The sequence below is a fragment of the Streptomyces sp. NPDC111628 genome (genome assembly GCF_055635195.1).
On sequence record NZ_JBVKBZ010000001.1, the window covers coordinates 1,147,572 to 1,163,939 of the forward strand.

Below are 16,368 nucleotides of genomic sequence, written 5' to 3' on the forward strand. Positions count from 1 at the left end.
AGCGTCCGGACGGCACCCGGCGTCTCACAGCTCCAGCAGCCAGCGCGCCCCGCCGATCAGCGAGCACAGCGACACCGCGTGGAAGAGGAAGAACCACACTCCCGCCGGCGCGTGCGTCAACCGCGCCAGCTGGTCGGCGTCCGAGTCGCCTGCACCGCCCCGGGACCGCTTGGCCTGGAGCTCGAAGGCCGGGCGCACCCCGCCGAGCAGCAGGAACCACACCGCCGCGTACGCGAACGCCGCCTGCACCTGGGGCCCGGCCAGCCACGACACCAGGACGAACGTGGCGCCGGTGACCACCACCGTCAGCACCCCGTACGCGTTGCGGACCATCACCAGCAGGGCCACGAGCAGCGCCGTCGCCAGCCACAGCAGCAGCGTGATGCGCCCCGCCGCCAGCAGCGCGGCGCCGCCGAGGCCGAGCAGCGGGGGAGCGGTGTAACCGGCGACCGCGGTGAGGATCATGCCGACGCCGTGCGGCTTGCCCCGGCTCACCGTCAGACCGCTGGTGTCCGAGTGCAGGGTGATCCCGGTGAGGGTGCGGCCGGTCAGCAGGGCCACCAGGCCGTGCCCGCCCTCGTGGGCGATGGTGATCGCGTTGCGCGCTATCCGCCACGACCCGCGCGTCGCGACGACGGCGAGCGCGGCCACCAGGGTCGCGATCACCACCCACAGGTCGGGATCGGGCTGGGTGCCGGAGACCTCGTCCCACAGGGAGGTGAGTGAGGCCGATGCGAGGTGGTCCATGTTCGGGGAGGGCTCCTCGTAGTTACGCGGGGTCTGGCAGTGTGGCACGTATGTGCGGACGGTATGCGGCGAGTCGTCGACCCGAGGATCTCGCGGGAATCTTCGAGATCGAGAAGTGGGAGCCCAAGGAGAGCTTGGAACCCGACTACAACGTGGCCCCCACCAAGGAGGTCTACGCCGTCCTGGACCGTCCCCTGAAAGACGTCGAGGAGCCGAAGCCGGTTCGCCAGCTGCGCAAGCTGAAGTGGGGCCTGGTCCCCTCCTGGTCCAAGACGCCCGAGGGCGGCGCCCGGATGATCAACGCCCGCGCGGAGACCGTCCACGAGAAGCCCTCCTACCGCCGCGCCTTCAGCACCCGGCGCTGCATCCTGCCCGCCGACGGCTACTACGAGTGGGTCACCGGCACGCAGGAGCGGGACCTGGAGGTCGAGGGGCGCAGGAAGCGGCCCCGCAAGCAGCCGTACTTCGTGACCCCCGCCGACGGCTCCGTGTTCGCCATGGCCGGGCTCTACGAGTTCTGGCGGGACCGGACGCTCCCCGACGACCACCCGCAGGCCTGGTGGGTGACGTGCTCGGTGATCACCACCGAGGCCGAGACCGAGCCGCTGGCGGTCGCCCCGGCCGACGGTCCGCACGCGCTGGCCGACATCCACCCCCGGATGCCCCTGATGCTGACCCCGGACCGCTGGGACGACTGGCTCGACCCGGCGCGCACCGACCCCGACGAGCTGACCTCCCTGCTGGCGCCCCCGCCCGCCGGGCTGATGCGGGCCTTCCCCGTCTCCACGGCCGTGAGCAACGTCCGCAACAACGGACCGGAGCTGCTCAAGGAGCTGGAGGCACCGGAAGAGGGCACACTCTTCTGATGTGACGGATGCGACAACGGATGTGACAGAGGTCGTCGAGACGGAGGCGGGCCCCGCCCGCATCACCTGGCACCGGGCGAAACAGCCCCGGCTGGTGCTCGCCGTGAGCCACGGCGCCGGCGGCGGCATCGAGGCCCGCGACCTGAAGGCGCTGGCGGCCGCGCTGCCCGCCCACGGGGTGAGCGTCGCCCTCGTCGAGCAGCCCTGGCGGGTGGCGGGCAGGAAGCTGGCGCCCGCGCCGAAGACCCTCGACACCGGGTGGCGGGGTCTGTGGCCCGCGCTCGCCGCGCCTGGCCTGCCGGTGATCTCGGGCGGCCGCAGCGCCGGCGCCCGCGTCGCCTGCCGCACCGCCGGCGAACTGGGCGCCCACGCCGTCCTCGCCCTCAGCTTCCCCCTGCACCCGCCGGGCAAGCCGGAGAAGTCCCGTGCCGACGAGCTGCTCGGGGCCGGCGTGCCCACCCTCGTGGTCCAGGGCGGCAACGACCCCTTCGGCAGGCCGCAGGAGTTCCCCGAGGCGCCCGAGGGGACCTACGACCTGATCGAGGTGCCGTACGGCGACCACGGCTTCGCCGTGCCCAAACGGGCGGAGATCAGCCAGGAGGAGGCGCTGGAGCTGATCACCGACGGTGTCCTGAAGTGGACCGGCTCACTCGGCTGAACGCCCGGGAATGACCGGGAGGCGGCGACTGTTGTGCCGGTCGTACGTTGCTGGGAATCAGCACCGACGCCGTAGGAGAGGAAGTCCGCCGCATGGGTTCAGCCTTCTGCCCGAGTCGCAGCAGCCGCGCCGACCTGGACTGGACCGTGCTGCACGCTGCCAAGACCGCCCCTATTCGGGCGGCGGGCGGACCGGATCGGCACGCGTCCCCGACCGCAGGTCGTCTATCCTCCGATTCGAGTGAGACCGGTCTCGGTTTCACGACATCACTGGAGGAGGTGGGTCCGGTCACTGGGACCGACGCAGGGACCGAACACGGCCAGGCGGAGCAGCCCGAGGGCCGGGGTACGAGCGCGGAGTCGACCGCGGAGCGCAGCGCGCGCTTCGAGCGGGACGCGCTGGAGTTCCTCGACCAGATGTACTCGGCCGCGCTGCGCATGACACGTAATCCGGCCGACGCCGAGGACCTGGTGCAGGAGACCTACGCCAAGGCGTACGCGTCCTTCCACCAGTTCCGCGAGGGCACCAACCTCAAGGCGTGGCTGTACCGCATCCTCACCAACACCTTCATCAACTCGTACCGCAAGAAGCAGCGCGAACCCCAGCGCAGCGCGGCCGAGGAGATCGAGGACTGGCAGCTCGCCCGTGCCGAGTCGCACATGTCGACGGGTCTGCGCTCCGCGGAGTCGCAGGCGCTCGACCACCTGCCCGACTCGGACGTGAAGCAGGCACTCCAGGCGATCCCCGAGGAATTCCGTATCGCCGTGTATCTGGCGGACGTCGAGGGCTTTGCCTACAAGGAGATCGCGGACATCATGGGGACACCCATCGGTACGGTGATGTCCCGGCTGCACCGTGGACGCCGTCAGCTGCGCGGCATGCTGGAGGACTACGCCCGCGACCGCGGTCTGGTCCCCGCCGGCGCCGGAGAGTCGAACGAAGCGAAAGGCTCGGGGTCATGAGCTGCGGAGAGCCGCACGAGACGGATTGCAGCGAAATCCTCGATCATCTCTACGAGTTTCTCGACAAAGAGATGCCGGACTCGGACTGCGTGAAGTTCGAGCACCACTTCGAGGAGTGCTCGCCCTGCCTGGAGAAGTACGGGCTGGAGCAGGCCGTGAAGAAGCTGGTCAAGCGGTGCTGCGGACAGGACGACGTGCCGGGTGACCTGCGGGCCAAGGTCATGGGGCGGCTGGACCTGATCCGGTCCGGGCAGTCCGTGCCCGAGCACGACGTCACGGCCGCACCGTCGTCGGCTCCGCAGGAGTCCTGAGCCGGCCCGAGCGTCCCGACGCGTTCAGAAGTCACTCGTACGTGCTAATCCGCGGGTTATCTGCCCGCGGCCTCCCCGCCGCCGTCCTAGGCTCCTGAGCCTGACAGACGTGGCCGGGGGAGGGGCTCATGGACGCGGTACCGGCGCGGGCACGCGTGTACGTGGCCGTCGTCGCCCTCGCCGCGCTGCTCTGCCTGCGGCCGCTGCCCGCAGTGCACGCGCCCTGGTGGGCGGTGCTGCTGCTGGCGGGGCTGTACGCGGGGTCCGAACTGGTCGCGCGGTCCCGCTTCGTCGGGACCTGCTACCCGGTCCTGCTCGCCGGCGCCTTCCTGCTGCCGCCACCCGCCGCCGCGCTCGTGGCACTGCCGGGAGCCCTGCTGTCCCCGGTGCCGCGACGCCCCTTCGGTCTGCGGCGCGTGTGGCGGGCCGCGCAGCTGACCCTCGCCGTGTGGGCCGCGGCCTGTGTGCACTGGCGGCTCGGGGGCCGGGACGCGGTCGTCGAGCCCGCCTTCCCGTACGCCCTCGTGCCGGCCGGGGCGGCCGTACTCGCCTTCTGCCTGGTCCTCACCGTGCTGGACGGCGGGATCCTCACCCTCGCCGACCACGTGCCGCCGAGCCGGGCCTGGCGGGGACTGCTCTCCCGGTCGCTCGCGCCGATCGCCGTGCACGGGCTCGCCGGGCTGATGATGGCCGTCCTGTGGCGCAGCCCGTACGGTCCGGTGGCCGCGCTGCTCGTGCTGCTGCCGATGTGCGTGGCGTGGTGGGCCTTCGCCCAGTACCACCGTGAGCGGGCCGCGCACCAGGCGACCATCCGCGCCCTGGTGCAGGCCGTCGACATCAAGGACGGCTACACGCGCGGCCACAGCGAACGCGTCGGCCAGGCCTCCATGATGATCGCCCGCGAGCTGGGCATGGACGACGAGCGCGTCGAGACCCTCCGCTTCGCCGGGATCCTGCACGACGTGGGCAAGCTCGGCGTGCCCACCCGGCTGCTGCGCAAGGACGGTCCGCTGACGCCCGAGGAGCGGCGGGTGATCGAACTGCACCCCGAGTACGGGCACGAGATGGTGCGCGGCATCCGCTTCCTGGGAGAGGCCCGCGCGGCCGTCCTCCACCACCACGAACGGCTGGACGGCAGCGGCTACCCCTACGGACTGGCCGGCGACCGGATCCCCGAGTCCGCCCGGGTGGTGGCCGTCGCCGACGCCTTCGACGCGATGACGTCCACGCGCTCCTACAGCAGGGCCCGGCCCGTCGCGACGGCGCTGGCGGAGCTCCAGCGGTGTGCCGGTGGACAGTTCGACCCGCGGATGGTGCGGGCACTGGTCCAGGCCCTCGGCCGCCACGGCTGGCGCCCGTCCGTGACGGCGGACGGCCCGCTCGCCCTCCCCGCCGGAGCCGGACCGGCACCGGGCCGGGGCGAGGACGCGCGGGACAGCGTCGGCAGGGGAACGCCATGACGCCCTCGCAGCCGTCGGTCCAGTCCCCGCCGCCGGCGGCCGTTCTCCTCGTACCCGGCTGTGCCGGGCTCCTCGCGCTCGGATGTCTCGCCTCCGTGCTGGGGTCGGGGACCGCACAGCGGCCCGTCGCCCTGGCCTTCGGTGGGCTGGTCGTCCTCGGCGAGCTGACCCGGCGGACCGGTGCCGAGGCCCGGGAGGCCGCTCCGCTCGGGGCCGCGGGCGCGCTGGCGTACGCGCTGCTCGGAGACGTCGCCGGGCAGCCCGCGCACCACGGTGTGGCCCAGACCGTCACCGTCGTGCTCGCCGCCTCGCTGCTCGGCAGCGTGCCCTACGTCGCGCGCGGCAGCGGGCCCGTCCTCGACCACCTGGCGCGGCGCGTGCTCACCGTCGGGTTCGCCGCCGTGTGCTTCCGGCCGCTGTCCAACCAGGGCGTCCTCGACGACTGGAGCGGCCCCGCCTACGCGCTGCTGCTGCTCGGGCTGCTCGCCCTGACCACGCTGTGCGACGCGGTGCTCGCCGCGGCACCCGCGCACGCGCGCACCGGCTGGCCCTTCGGGCCACTGCTGCGCGAAGAGCTGCGCGGCATGGTCGGGATCACTTCCGCGGTGTGCGCGACCGGCGCGGTGATGGCGCTCGCGGTCAGCGTCGCGGGGCTGTGGGCGCTGCCCGTCTTCTCGGTTCCCCTGCTGCTCGCCCAGCTGTCCTACCGTCGGTACGCGGCCGTCCGGGCCACCTACCGGCAGACCATCGCCTCCCTGGCCCGTGCCACGGAGATCGCCGGGTACACCCCGGCCGGGCACGCCCGCCGCGTCGCCGGACTCGGGGTGGCCGTCGGCCGGGACCTGGGGCTGTCGGGGGCCGAGCTGACCGTGCTGGAGTACGCGGCCCTCATGCACGACATCGGCCAGCTGAGCCTGGTCGACCCGGTCCCGTCGGGTGCCACCGCCGGCCTGCCCGTCACCGAACAGCGGCGGATCGCGCTGCTCGGCGGAGCCGTCGTCCGCCAGACCGGCGTCGACGCGGCGGTCGCGGTGGTGGTGGAGCGGCAGGCCGACCCCTGCCGGGAGCAGCCGGTCGCCGCGCGGATCGTACGCGTCGTGAACGCCTACGAGGAGAAGGCGCGGGACGCGGGTCCCGGCGGCGCCTTGACGGCGCTGGAGGAGCTGCGCCTGGCCACCGCGGGCGACTACGCTCCCGAGGTGGTGGAAGCCCTGGCCCGGGTCCTTTCCCGAGGCAGCCTTACCGAGCCCGCGGCTGGGTAACCCATGGGTAATGAGCGCCTCTACAGCCGTACGTGGTTTGATGCCCAGGAGAGGGTGTCCGGGGGCGCGAAAAGGCACAGCCAGCCCACAGAACGGAACTGGCAGGCGGGAATCGTGAGGATCTTCGGCAAGGCACGGCACCGGCCCTCCGCCTCTTGGCGGCAGGCCACCGACCGCGCGTTCACGCTGATCGACGACGGTCGCTACGAGGACGCGGGCGCGCTGCTGACGCGGGCGGCCGACCTGGAGCCCTGGCTGTCGGAGTCCTGGTTCAACCTGGCGCTGCTGCACAAGTTCCGGCACGACTGGGAGCAGGCGAGGGCGGCCGGTCTGCGCGCCGTCGCGCTGCTCGACCGGGACATCGGCGCCCCCGACTGGTGGAACGTCGGCATCGCCGCGACCGCCCTTCAGGACTGGCCGCTGGCCCGTCGCGCCTGGCAGGCCTACGGGCTGCGCACCCCGGGGAGTGCCACGGACGCGGGTGAGCCGCTCGGCATGGACCTCGGCAGCGCGGCCGTACGGCTGTCCCCGGAGGGCGAGGCCGAGGTGGTGTGGGGGCGGCGGCTCGACCCCGCCCGCGTCGAGGTGCTGTCCATCCCGCTGCCGTCCTCCGGGCGCCGCTGGGGCGAGGTCGTGCTGCACGACGGCGTACCGCACGGGGAGCGGACGACCTCGGCCGGGCACTCCTACCCCGTCTTCGACGAGATCGAGCTGTGGGCGCCCTCGCCGGTGCCCACCTGGGTGGTCCTCCTGGAGGCCGCCACCGAGTCCGACCGCGACGCCCTGGAGCAGCTGGCCGCCGACGCCGGGTTCGCGGCCGAGGACTGGTCGTCCTCCGTCCGGCTGCTGTGCCGGATGTGCTCGGAGTCCCGGATGCCGTCCGACGAGGGCGAGGGCGAGCACCTCGATCCGCACGACCACAGCGAACCGGGACACCCCGGGCCGCTGGGACACCGCACCGACGGGCAGCTGTGGGTGCCGGAGCGGGAGTGCGGGGTGGCTGCGCCGGCCGGGCTGGTGAAGGGGTTGCTGGACGGGTGGGTGGCCGACAGTCCGGACTCCCGGGACTGGCGGGACCTGGAAGAGGTCTGCTGAGCGGCCCCGTAGTCTTTGCCAGGACACTCAGCAGCGTCAGCATCACCTTTGGTTGTACGAGGAAGGCATACGTCGGTCATGGCCCAGCAGGACACCGATCAGCAGCACCCGGGCGTGCTCCCCGTGGACGACGACGGGTTCGTCGTCGACAGCCAGGACTGCGAGGAGCGTGAGGCCGACTGGCGCGGGCGCGGCACCTCGCGCCCGATCACGGTGGTCGGCAACCCGGTGCTGCACAAGGAGTGCGAGGACGTCACCGACTTCGGCGAGGAGTTCCAGCAGCTGGTGGCCGACATGTTCGCCAGCCAGCGCACCGCCGAGGGCGTGGGCCTGGCCGCCAACCAGATCGGCGTCTCCAAGAAGGTCTTCGTCTACGACTGCCCCGACGACGAGGGCGTCCGCCACGTCGGCGTGGTCTGCAACCCGAGGCTCGTCGAGCTGCCCGCCGACCGGCGCCGCCTGGACGACAGCAACGAGGGCTGCCTGTCCGTGCCGACCGCCTACGCCCCGCTCGCCCGCCCGGACTACGCCGAGGTGACCGGGCAGGACGAGAAGGGCAACCCGGTCAAGGTGCGCGGCACCGGGTACTTCGCACGGTGTTTGCAGCACGAGACGGACCACCTGTACGGGTACCTGTACATCGACCGGCTCTCCAAGCGTGAACGCAAGGACGCGCTGCGGCAGATGGCCGAGAACGAGCCGCGCTACCCCGTGGTCGCGAACGACTGACACGGCCTCACCCGCCCCACATCTCCCTTGCGCACGGCGCCTGTTCGGGTCTTCCTCCGGGCGGGCGCCGTTCGTCTGTGCACGCGCATGGAAAGCCGCCACACAACAGGAGAATTCCGGCATCGAGGGGTATCGAGGGGTAGTGAATGAAGCAAATCCGTTCCCAGAACGGTCAGTTGTGGTGCTGAATGGGAAGTGCGGGGATACGCAACGGCGCACGCCCCGCTCAGCGAGAGGGGTGCGCCACCGGCGGCTGAGAGGGGTTTGTTCGTGCATGCTTTCCCACACGGCACCACAGCGACACCGACCGCGATCGCAGTACCGCCATCGCTCCGCCTCCCGGTGATCGAGGCGGCATTTCCCCGGCAACTGCACCCGTATTGGCCGAAGCTCCAGGAGACAACCCGGACCTGGCTGCTCGAAAAGCGGCTCATGCCGGCGGACAAGGTCGAGGAATATGCCGACGGCCTGTGCTACACGGACCTCATGGCGGGGTACTACCTGGGCGCCCCCGACGAGGTCATGCAGGCGATAGCGGACTACAGCGCGTGGTTCTTCGTCTGGGACGACCGCCACGACCGTGACATCGTCCACGGCCGTGCCGGCGCCTGGCGGCGACTGCGCGGCCGGCTGCACACGGCACTCGACTCACCTGGGGACCACCTGCACCACGAGGACACGCTGGTGGCCGGATTCGCCGACAGTGTGCGGCGGCTCTACGCCTTCCTGCCGGCCACGTGGAACGCCCGGTTCGCCCGGCACTTCCACACGGTGATCGAGGCGTACGACCGTGAATTCCACAACCGCACGCGCGGAATCGTGCCGGGCGTGGAGGAGTACCTCGAACTGCGCCGGCTCACCTTCGCGCACTGGATCTGGACCGACCTGCTGGAGCCGAGCTCGGGCTGCGAACTCCCCGACGCCGTACGGAAACACCCGGCATATCACCGGGCGGCGCTGCTGAGTCAGGAATTCGCCGCCTGGTACAACGACCTCTGCTCGCTGCCAAAGGAAATAGCGGGAGACGAGGTCCACAATCTTGGCATCAGTCTCATCACCCACCATTCACTCACCCTGGAAGAAGCCATCGGAGAAGTCCGGCGTCGCGTCGAGGAATGCATCACGGAATTCCTCGCCGTGGAGCAGGACGCCTTACGGTTCGCCGACGAACTCGCCGACGGAACCGTACGCGGAAAGGAACTGAGCGGCGCCGTACGGGCCAACGTCGGCAATATGCGGAACTGGTTCAGTTCCGTCTACTGGTTCCACCACGAGTCCGGCCGGTACATGGTCGACAGCTGGGACGACCGGTCCACGCCCCCGTACGTCAACAACGAAGCGGCAGGTGAGAAATGACCGTCGAGTCCGTCCACCCCGAAACCCGCGCACCCGCTGCACCGGGCGCACCTGAGCTGCGCGAGCCGCCCGTCGCGGGCGGCGGCGTGCCGCTGCTCGGCCACGGCTGGCGGCTGGCCCGCGACCCGCTGGCCTTCATGTCCCAGCTGCGCGACCACGGCGACATCGTGCGGATCAAGCTCGGCCCGAAGACCGTCTACGCGGTCACGAACCCGGAGCTGACCGGCGCCCTCGCCCTGAACCCCGACTACCACATAGCCGGTCCGCTGTGGGAGTCGCTGGAGGGCCTGCTCGGCAAGGAGGGCGTGGCGACCGCCAACGGCCCGCTCCACCGGCGCCAGCGGCGCACCATCCAGCCGGCGTTCCGGCTCGACGCCATCCCCGCCTACGGACCGATCATGGAGGAGGAGGCGCACGCGCTCACCGAGCGCTGGCAGCCGGGGAGGACCGTCGACGCCACCTCCGAGTCCTTCCGGGTCGCCGTGCGTGTCGCGGCCCGCTGCCTGCTGCGCGGGCAGTACATGGACGAGCGGGCCGAGCGGCTGTGCGTCGCGCTCGCCACCGTCTTCCGGGGCATGTACCGGCGCATGGTGGTCCCGCTCGGACCGCTGTACCGGCTGCCGCTTCCGGCCAACCGCCGATTCAACGACGCGTTGGCCGATCTGCACCTGCTGGTCGACGAGATCATCGCCGAACGCCGCGCATCCGGTCAAAAGCCGGACGATTTGCTCACGGCATTGCTGGAGGCGAGGGACGACAATGGCGACCCGATCGGGGAACAGGAGATCCACGACCAGGTCGTCGCGATACTCACCCCCGGCAGTGAAACCATCGCGTCCACGATCATGTGGTTGCTCCAGGCACTTGCCGAGCATCCGGAACATGCCGACCGCATACGCGACGAAGTCGAAGCGGTCACCGGCGGACGTCCCGTGGCATTCGGGGACGTCCGGAAGCTCACGCACACCGGCAATGTCATCGTGGAGGCCATGCGTTTGCGTCCCGCCGTATGGGTATTGACGCGGCGCGCGGTGGCCGAGAGCGAACTCGGTGGCTATCGCATTCCGGCCGGTGCGGACATCATCTACAGTCCGTACGCAATCCAACGCGATCCGAAGTCGTACGACGGCAACCTGGAGTTCGACCCCGACCGGTGGCTCCCGGAACGCGCGGCGAATGTGCCGAAATACGCCATGAAGCCGTTCAGTGCGGGCAAGCGGAAGTGCCCCAGTGACCACTTCTCGATGGCCCAGCTCACGCTGATCACGGCCGCGCTCGCCACGAAGTACCGCTTCGAACAGGTGGCGGGATCGAACGACGCGGTCCGGGTCGGCATCACGCTTCGCCCGCACGACCTGCTGGTCAGGCCCGTGGCGCGGTGACGGGCCCGACGGTTCAGGCGGCGGCCTCCGGGCCCCGGAAGGTGCGCCGGTAGGCCTGCGGGGTGGTGCCCAGGGCCCTGGTGAACTGGTGCCTCAGGGCCGCCGCCGTGCCGAAACCGGCGCGCCAGGCGATCGTGTCCATCGTCTCGTCCGTCGCTTCCAGCAGCCGCTGGGCCAGCAGGACGCGCTGGCGCAGGATCCAGCGGTAGGGAGTCGTCCCCGTCTCCTGCTGGAAGCGGCGGGCGAAGGTGCGCGGGGACATGTGCGCCCGGACCGCCAACTGCTCGACCGTGACCTCCTCGTCGAGGTGCTGCTCCATCCAGGCCAGCACCTCGCCGACGGTGTCGCAGGAGGAGCGCGGCAGCGGCCGTTCGATGTACTGCGCCTGCCCGCCGTCCCGGTGCGGCGGCACCACCATGCGCCGGGCGATCCGGTTGGCGACCTCCGGCCCCTGCTCCTTGCGCACGATGTGCAGGCAGGCGTCGATGCCGGCGGCGGTCCCGGCGGAGGTGATCACCGGGTCCTCGTCGACATAGAGCACGTCCGGCGCGACCCGGGCCCGCGGGTGCTGCCGGGCCAGCTCGTCCGCGTGGTGCCAGTGCACCGCGCACCGCCGCCCGTCCAGCAGGCCTGCCGCGCCCAGCACGAAGACGCCGGAGCACACGCTCAGTACACGTGTGCCCCGGTCCGTCGCCCTGCGCAGGGCGTCCAGCAGGTCGGGCGGGTACTCCCGGCGGACGAAGTCGCTGCCCGCCGGCACCGCGATCAGGTCGGCCTCCTCCAGCCGCTCCAGACCGTACGGCGTGGAGACGGTCAGCCCGCCGACGTGGGTGCCCAGCGTGGGGCCCTCCGCGGAGACCACCGCGAAGTCGTACCCCGGCAGGCCCTCGTCGCTCCGGTCGATGCCGAAGACCTCGCAGATCACGCCGAGTTCGAAGGGATGCGCACCGTCCAGCAGGACGGCGGCCACGTTCTTCAGCATGCCGCCAGTGTGCCTCGCCGGTGGCAGGAAATCGAGGCCTTACGGCAGTCCTGCCACTCCCGGTAAGGAGTCACCGGCGTGACAGTGGTGTCATGACCGGAAACCAGATCGAAGCCCTCGTCGGAATGCTCGCCACCTTCGGACTCCTCGTCCTCATGATCCTGCCCTCGGTGATCGGCATCGTGCGCGACCGGCGCATCGACCGCCAGATCAGGGAGGCCCAGGAGGACGGGGAGGCCCGGACCCGCCACGGGAAGGAGACCCAGAAGACTCAGAAGTCCTCGGACAGGTCGACCGTGCCCTCCACCGCCACCTGGTACGCCGAGGGGCGCCGCTCGAAGAAGTTGGTCAACTCCTGAACCCCCTGCAGCTCCATGAAGGAGAAGGGGTTCTCGGAGCCGTACACCGGGGCGAAGCCGAGGCGCGTCAGACGCTGGTCGGCCACGCACTCCAGGTACTGCCGCATCGAGTCGGTGTTCATGCCCGGGAGGCCGTCACCGCACAGGTCGCGCGCGAACTGCAGCTCGGCCTCGACGGCCTCCCGCAGCATGTCGGTGACCTGCTCCTGGAGCCGGTCGTCGAACAGCTCCGGCTCCTCCTTGCGCACGGTGTCGACGACGTCGAACGCGAAGGACATGTGCATGGTCTCGTCCCGGAACACCCAGTTGGTGCCGGTGGCCAGGCCGTGCAGCAGCCCCCGGCTGCGGAACCAGTAGACGTAGGCGAAGGCGCCGTAGAAGAACAGGCCCTCGATGCAGGCCGCGAAGCAGATCAGGTTCAGCAGGAAGCGGCGCCGGTCGGCCGGCGTCTCCAGCCGGTCGATCGACTCCACCGAGTCCATCCACCTGAAGCAGAACTCGGCCTTCTCCCGGATGGACGGGATGTTCTCCACGGCCGCGAAGGCGGCGGCGCGGTCCTCCGGGTCGGGCAGGTAGGTGTCGAGCAGCGTCAGATAGAACTGGACGTGGACGGCCTCCTCGAAGAGCTGGCGGGACAGGTACAGCCGCGCCTCGGGGGAGTTGATGTGCTTGTAGAGGGTCAGCACCAGGTTGTTCGCGACGATCGAGTCACCCGTGGCGAAGAAGGCCACCAGGCGGCCGATCAGGTGCTGCTCCATGGGGCTGAGCTTCGCCAGGTCGGCGACGTCCGAGTGGAGGTCGACCTCCTCGACGTGCCAGGTGTTCTTGATGGCGTCCCGGTAGCGCTCGTAGAAGTCCGGGTAGCGCATGGGGCGCAGGGTCAGCTCGAAGCCCGGGTCGAGCAGGTTCTTCGTGACGGGCGTCGCGGGGTTCGCGGGGATCTCGGTGGTCATTACTGGCAGGCCTCGCAGGACTCGGGGTTTTCCAGGGAGCAGGCGACCGCTTCGGGGTCCGGGCCGGCCTGCACGGGGACGGTGGTGGCGCGGGCCGCGGCGCGGGCGATCCGGGTCGCCGGGCGCGAACGCAGGTAGTACGTGGTCTTCAGGCCCTGCTTCCAGGCGTACGCGTACATCGAGGAGAGCTTCCCGATGGTCGGCGTCTCCAGGAACAGGTTCAGCGACTGGGCCTGGTCGAGGTAAGGGGTGCGGGCGGCGGCCATGTCGATCAGGCCGCGCTGCGGGATCTCCCAGGCCGTGCGGTACAGCGCGCGCACGTCCTCGGGGATCCAGGTGAAGCCCTGCACCGAGCCGTTGGCCTCGCGCAGCGCCTCACGGGTGCGTGCGTCCCACACGCCGAGCCGCTTGAGGTCGTCCACCAGGTACGAGTTGACCTGGAGGAACTCACCCGACAGCGTCTCGCGCTTGAACAGGTTGGACACCTGCGGCTCGATGCACTCGTAGACCCCGGCGATGGAGGCGATGGTCGCGGTCGGCGCGATGGCCAGGAGCAGCGAGTTGCGCAGCCCGGTGGTCGCCATGCGCGCGCGCAGCGCGGCCCAGCGCTCCGGCCAGGCGGGCTCGACGCCGTAGTGGTCCGGGTGCAGCACCCCCTTGGCCGTACGGGTCTTCTCCCAGGCCGGCAGCGGGCCGCCCCGCTCGGCGAGGTCGGCGGAGGTCTCGTACGCGGCGAGCATGATCCGCTCGGCGATGCGGGTGGACAGGGCCTTCGCCTCGGGGGAGTCGAAGGGCAGGCGCAGCTGGAAGAAGACGTCCTGGAGGCCCATCGCGCCGAGGCCGACCGGGCGCCAGCGGGCGTTGGAGCGGCCCGCCTGCTCGGTCGGGTAGAAGTTGATGTCGACGACCCGGTCCAGGAAGGTGACCGCGGTGCGGACGGTGGCGTCCAGGCGCTCCCAGTCCATGTCCCCCTGCGCCGGGTCGACGAACGCGCCGAGGTTGACCGAGCCCAGGTTGCAGACCGCCGTCTCCCCGTCGTCGGTGACCTCCAGGATCTCCGTGCAGAGGTTGGAGGAGTGGACGACGTGACCGGGGGTCGCGGTCTGGTTCGCCGTGCGGTTGGCGGTGTCCTTGAAGGTCATCCAGCCGTTGCCGGTCTGCGCGAGGGTGCGCATCATGCGGCCGTACAGCTCGCGGGCGGGCAGCGACTTGCGGGCGAGCCCCGCCTCCTCCGCCCTGCGGTAGGCCGCGTCGAACTCCTCGCCCCACAGGTCGGTCAGCTCCGGCACGTCGGCGGGGGAGAACAGCGACCAGGTCCCGTCGGCGTCCACCCGCCGCATGAACTCGTCCGGCACCCAGTGCGCGAGGTTCAGGTTGTGCGTACGGCGGGCGTCCTCGCCGGTGTTGTCCCGCAGCTCCAGGAACTCCTCGACGTCCGCGTGCCAGGTCTCCAGGTAGACCGCCGCCGCGCCCTTGCGCCGGCCGCCCTGGTTCACGGCCGCCACCGAGGCGTCCAGCGTCTTCAGGAACGGGACGATGCCGTTGGAGTGCCCGTTGGTGCCCCGGATCAGCGAACCCCGGGCGCGGACGCGGGAGTAGGCGATGCCGATGCCGCCGGCGTGCTTGGACAGGCGGGCCACCTGGTGGAGGCGGTCGTAGAGGGAGTCCAGCTCGTCCTTGGGGGAGTCCAGGAGGTAGCAGGACGACATCTGGGCGTGCCGGGTGCCGGAGTTGAAGAGGGTGGGGGAGGAGGGCAGGTAGTCCAGGCGGCTCATCAGGCCGTACAGGGCGGCGACCTCGTCCACCGCGCGGGAGGTGTCGTCTTCGGCGAGTCCGGCGGCGACCCGCAGCAGGAAGTGCTGGGGCGTCTCCACCGCCTTGCGGGTGATCGGGTGGCGGAGCAGGTAGCGGCTGTAGAGGGTGCGCAGGCCGAAGTAGCCGAAGCGGTCGTCGGCGGCCGGGTCGATCAGCCCGTCGAGGCGGGCCGCGTGCAGCCGTACGAAGGCCGCGGTGCGGTCGGCGATCAGGCCCTCGCGGTGGCCGGTGGCGACGGAGCCGGTGAAGGTGACGACGCCCTGGGAGGCGGCCTCGGCGCGGATGCCGATGGTCAGCAGGCGGGCGGCCAGCCGGGAGTAGACCGGGTCCTCCGAGATCAGACCGGCGGCCGCCTCGGTGGCCAGCTCGCGCAGCTCGGCCTCGTCGGCGCGGGCGGACCGGCCGCGCAGTGCGGCGGCGGCCACCCGGCCGGGGTCGGCGCCCTGGAGGTCGGCGGTCAGCCCGGTCAGGGTCCGCAGCAGGGCGGCACCGGGTCCGTCGGGTTCCCCGGTCGCCGTCACCGGGGTCGCTGAAGCCGGATCGGCTGGCGCGATGGTCACGTGGAGCACTCCCTCGCTCGGCACGGGGCCTGGCGGAGGGCAGGGGGGCTCACGAGCGCGCACGGCGTCCGCGTCCACCGGCCCACTCCACGAGGCCCGGACGACATGGCACCCGGACCGGGACGGCCGGGCGCACTGTCGGCAGGTCCTCGGACTGGACAGGCGTGCGCGCACGTGCGAAGACGTACGGATGCACGCAAGTACACCGTTGCGGGACAGTTCCGGATTCGCACCGGATTCCCCTGCGGCGACAGCGAGCACGAGCATACATCTTGTGCCGGGGGGCGCGAGCACCCCCAGATGTTGTGTCTCGGCGGGGTGTTGTGGCGGGGTGCCGCGGCCGTGTCAGAGCGTCAGTGCGTAGGTGAGCAGCGTGATGTCGTCCAGCTCCGGCAGCGGGTTCCAGTCGCGGTCGGGCGTGCGGGCGAAGCCCAGGCGGGCGTAGAGGCGGTGGGCGGTGCGCATGGCGGTCTGGGTCGACAGCACGACGCCCGTGCAACCGGCCACCGTCCGGGCGCGGTCGAGGCAGGCCCGCACCAGAGCCTCGCCCGCCCCGCGGCCGCGTGCCTCGCGGGCGACGGCGAGCATGCGTATCTCGGCCTCGCCGGGACGCGCGATGTCCGCCATGGGGCCGCCGGAGGGCACGAAGGTCACGCCGCCGAGCACCCGGCCGTCGGCCACGGCGACCAGCACCTCGGCGGCCGCCGCCCGCTTGGCCACGTCGCGCAGCTCGTCCAGGTAGGTGTCGCTCTCCCCGAAGTCGAGGAGGCCGTCGCGCAGATAGGCCTGCGCGGTGATCTCGCCGAGGGTGTCGTACTCCTCGGCCGTCGCCCGCCGGATCACGAAGTCCATGACGCCGAGTGTGCCCCAC

16 protein-coding genes and 1 riboswitch are annotated in these 16,368 nt (G+C 71.3%); of the genes, 11 read left to right on the forward strand and 5 right to left on the reverse strand.

Annotation, left to right across the window (positions count from 1 at the left end):
* Window positions 1-24: 24 nt before the first annotated feature.
* On the reverse strand, window positions 25-747 hold the full coding sequence (locus ACZ7MF_RS05640; protein ID WP_471474682.1) for a M50 family metallopeptidase: 723 nt from the start codon (window positions 745-747) through the stop codon (window positions 25-27).
* 50 nt (window positions 748-797) lie between these two features.
* On the opposite strand from ACZ7MF_RS05640, the gene ACZ7MF_RS05645 reads away from it, so the two are divergent.
* The 10 genes from ACZ7MF_RS05645 (at window position 798) to ACZ7MF_RS05690 (ending at window position 10,828) form a co-directional block, all read left to right on the forward strand.
* The gene (locus ACZ7MF_RS05645) at window positions 798-1,613 is read left to right on the forward strand and encodes an SOS response-associated peptidase (protein ID WP_471474683.1); all 816 of its coding nucleotides are present in this window, start codon (window positions 798-800) and stop codon (window positions 1,611-1,613) included.
* A gap of 22 nt (window positions 1,614-1,635) precedes the next feature.
* Window positions 1,636-2,271 carry an alpha/beta hydrolase family protein gene (locus ACZ7MF_RS05650; protein WP_471475198.1) on the forward strand — a complete coding sequence of 212 codons (636 nt, stop codon included), beginning with the start codon at window positions 1,636-1,638 and terminating at the stop codon, window positions 2,269-2,271.
* Window positions 2,272-2,549: 278 nt separating this feature from the next.
* Window positions 2,550-3,233 carry an RNA polymerase sigma factor SigR gene (gene sigR / locus ACZ7MF_RS05655; protein ID WP_234955406.1) on the forward strand — a complete coding sequence of 228 codons (684 nt, stop codon included), beginning with the start codon at window positions 2,550-2,552 and terminating at the stop codon, window positions 3,231-3,233.
* Window positions 3,230-3,544, forward strand: a complete 315-nt coding sequence (rsrA, locus tag ACZ7MF_RS05660; protein ID WP_059300663.1) for a mycothiol system anti-sigma-R factor — start codon at window positions 3,230-3,232, stop codon at window positions 3,542-3,544. The genes sigR and rsrA overlap by 4 nt, the downstream gene beginning before the upstream one ends.
* Before the next feature lie 128 nt (window positions 3,545-3,672).
* Window positions 3,673-5,004: an HD-GYP domain-containing protein gene (locus ACZ7MF_RS05665; protein ID WP_471474685.1), complete on the forward strand. Its 1,332-nt coding sequence runs from the start codon at window positions 3,673-3,675 to the stop codon at window positions 5,002-5,004.
* A complete protein-coding gene (locus tag ACZ7MF_RS05670) occupies window positions 5,001-6,266 on the forward strand; it encodes an HD-GYP domain-containing protein (RefSeq protein WP_471474686.1) in 1,266 nt (421 codons plus the stop codon). The genes ACZ7MF_RS05665 and ACZ7MF_RS05670 overlap by 4 nt, the downstream gene beginning before the upstream one ends.
* A gap of 114 nt (window positions 6,267-6,380) precedes the next feature.
* Complete coding sequence (locus tag ACZ7MF_RS05675; RefSeq protein WP_471474687.1) at window positions 6,381-7,361, forward strand: tetratricopeptide repeat protein; 981 nt, start codon at window positions 6,381-6,383, stop codon at window positions 7,359-7,361.
* Between the two features lie 78 nt (window positions 7,362-7,439).
* Entirely contained in the window at window positions 7,440-8,090 is a 651-nt protein-coding gene (gene def / locus ACZ7MF_RS05680; protein ID WP_356856670.1) for a peptide deformylase, read from the forward strand.
* A gap of 270 nt (window positions 8,091-8,360) precedes the next feature.
* Window positions 8,361-9,446 carry an epi-isozizaene synthase gene (cyc1, locus tag ACZ7MF_RS05685; protein ID WP_471474689.1) on the forward strand — a complete coding sequence of 362 codons (1,086 nt, stop codon included), beginning with the start codon at window positions 8,361-8,363 and terminating at the stop codon, window positions 9,444-9,446.
* Entirely contained in the window at window positions 9,443-10,828 is a 1,386-nt protein-coding gene (locus ACZ7MF_RS05690) for a bifunctional albaflavenone monooxygenase/terpene synthase (protein ID WP_471474690.1), read from the forward strand. Before cyc1 ends, ACZ7MF_RS05690 begins: the two co-directional genes overlap by 4 nt.
* Before the next feature lie 13 nt (window positions 10,829-10,841).
* Here the strand turns inward: ACZ7MF_RS05690 and ACZ7MF_RS05695 are convergent, their stop codons facing one another.
* On the reverse strand, window positions 10,842-11,810 hold the full coding sequence (locus ACZ7MF_RS05695; protein ID WP_471474692.1) for a GlxA family transcriptional regulator: 969 nt from the start codon (window positions 11,808-11,810) through the stop codon (window positions 10,842-10,844).
* A 92-nt stretch (window positions 11,811-11,902) separates the two neighbouring features.
* On the opposite strand from ACZ7MF_RS05695, the gene ACZ7MF_RS05700 reads away from it, so the two are divergent.
* Window positions 11,903-12,169 carry a hypothetical protein gene (locus ACZ7MF_RS05700; RefSeq protein ID WP_356856678.1) on the forward strand — a complete coding sequence of 89 codons (267 nt, stop codon included), beginning with the start codon at window positions 11,903-11,905 and terminating at the stop codon, window positions 12,167-12,169.
* Here the strand turns inward: ACZ7MF_RS05700 and ACZ7MF_RS05705 are convergent.
* The 3 genes from ACZ7MF_RS05705 to ACZ7MF_RS05715 all read right to left on the reverse strand — a co-directional run bounded on the left by ACZ7MF_RS05705 (window position 12,082) and on the right by ACZ7MF_RS05715 (window position 16,349).
* Window positions 12,082-13,122, reverse strand: coding sequence for a ribonucleotide-diphosphate reductase subunit beta (locus tag ACZ7MF_RS05705; RefSeq protein WP_471474693.1), 1,041 nt, complete (start codon window positions 13,120-13,122; stop codon window positions 12,082-12,084). The two genes, ACZ7MF_RS05700 and ACZ7MF_RS05705, sit on opposite strands and share 88 nt — an antisense overlap.
* Window positions 13,122-15,497, reverse strand: coding sequence for a ribonucleoside-diphosphate reductase subunit alpha (locus ACZ7MF_RS05710; protein ID WP_471474695.1), 2,376 nt, complete (start codon window positions 15,495-15,497; stop codon window positions 13,122-13,124). Before ACZ7MF_RS05710 ends, ACZ7MF_RS05705 begins: the two co-directional genes overlap by 1 nt.
* A gap of 123 nt (window positions 15,498-15,620) precedes the next feature.
* Window positions 15,621-15,764: riboswitch (cobalamin riboswitch) on the reverse strand.
* 78 nt (window positions 15,765-15,842) lie between these two features.
* On the reverse strand, window positions 15,843-16,349 hold the full coding sequence (locus tag ACZ7MF_RS05715; protein WP_471474696.1) for a GNAT family N-acetyltransferase: 507 nt from the start codon (window positions 16,347-16,349) through the stop codon (window positions 15,843-15,845).
* Window positions 16,350-16,368: the final 19 nt, after the last annotated feature.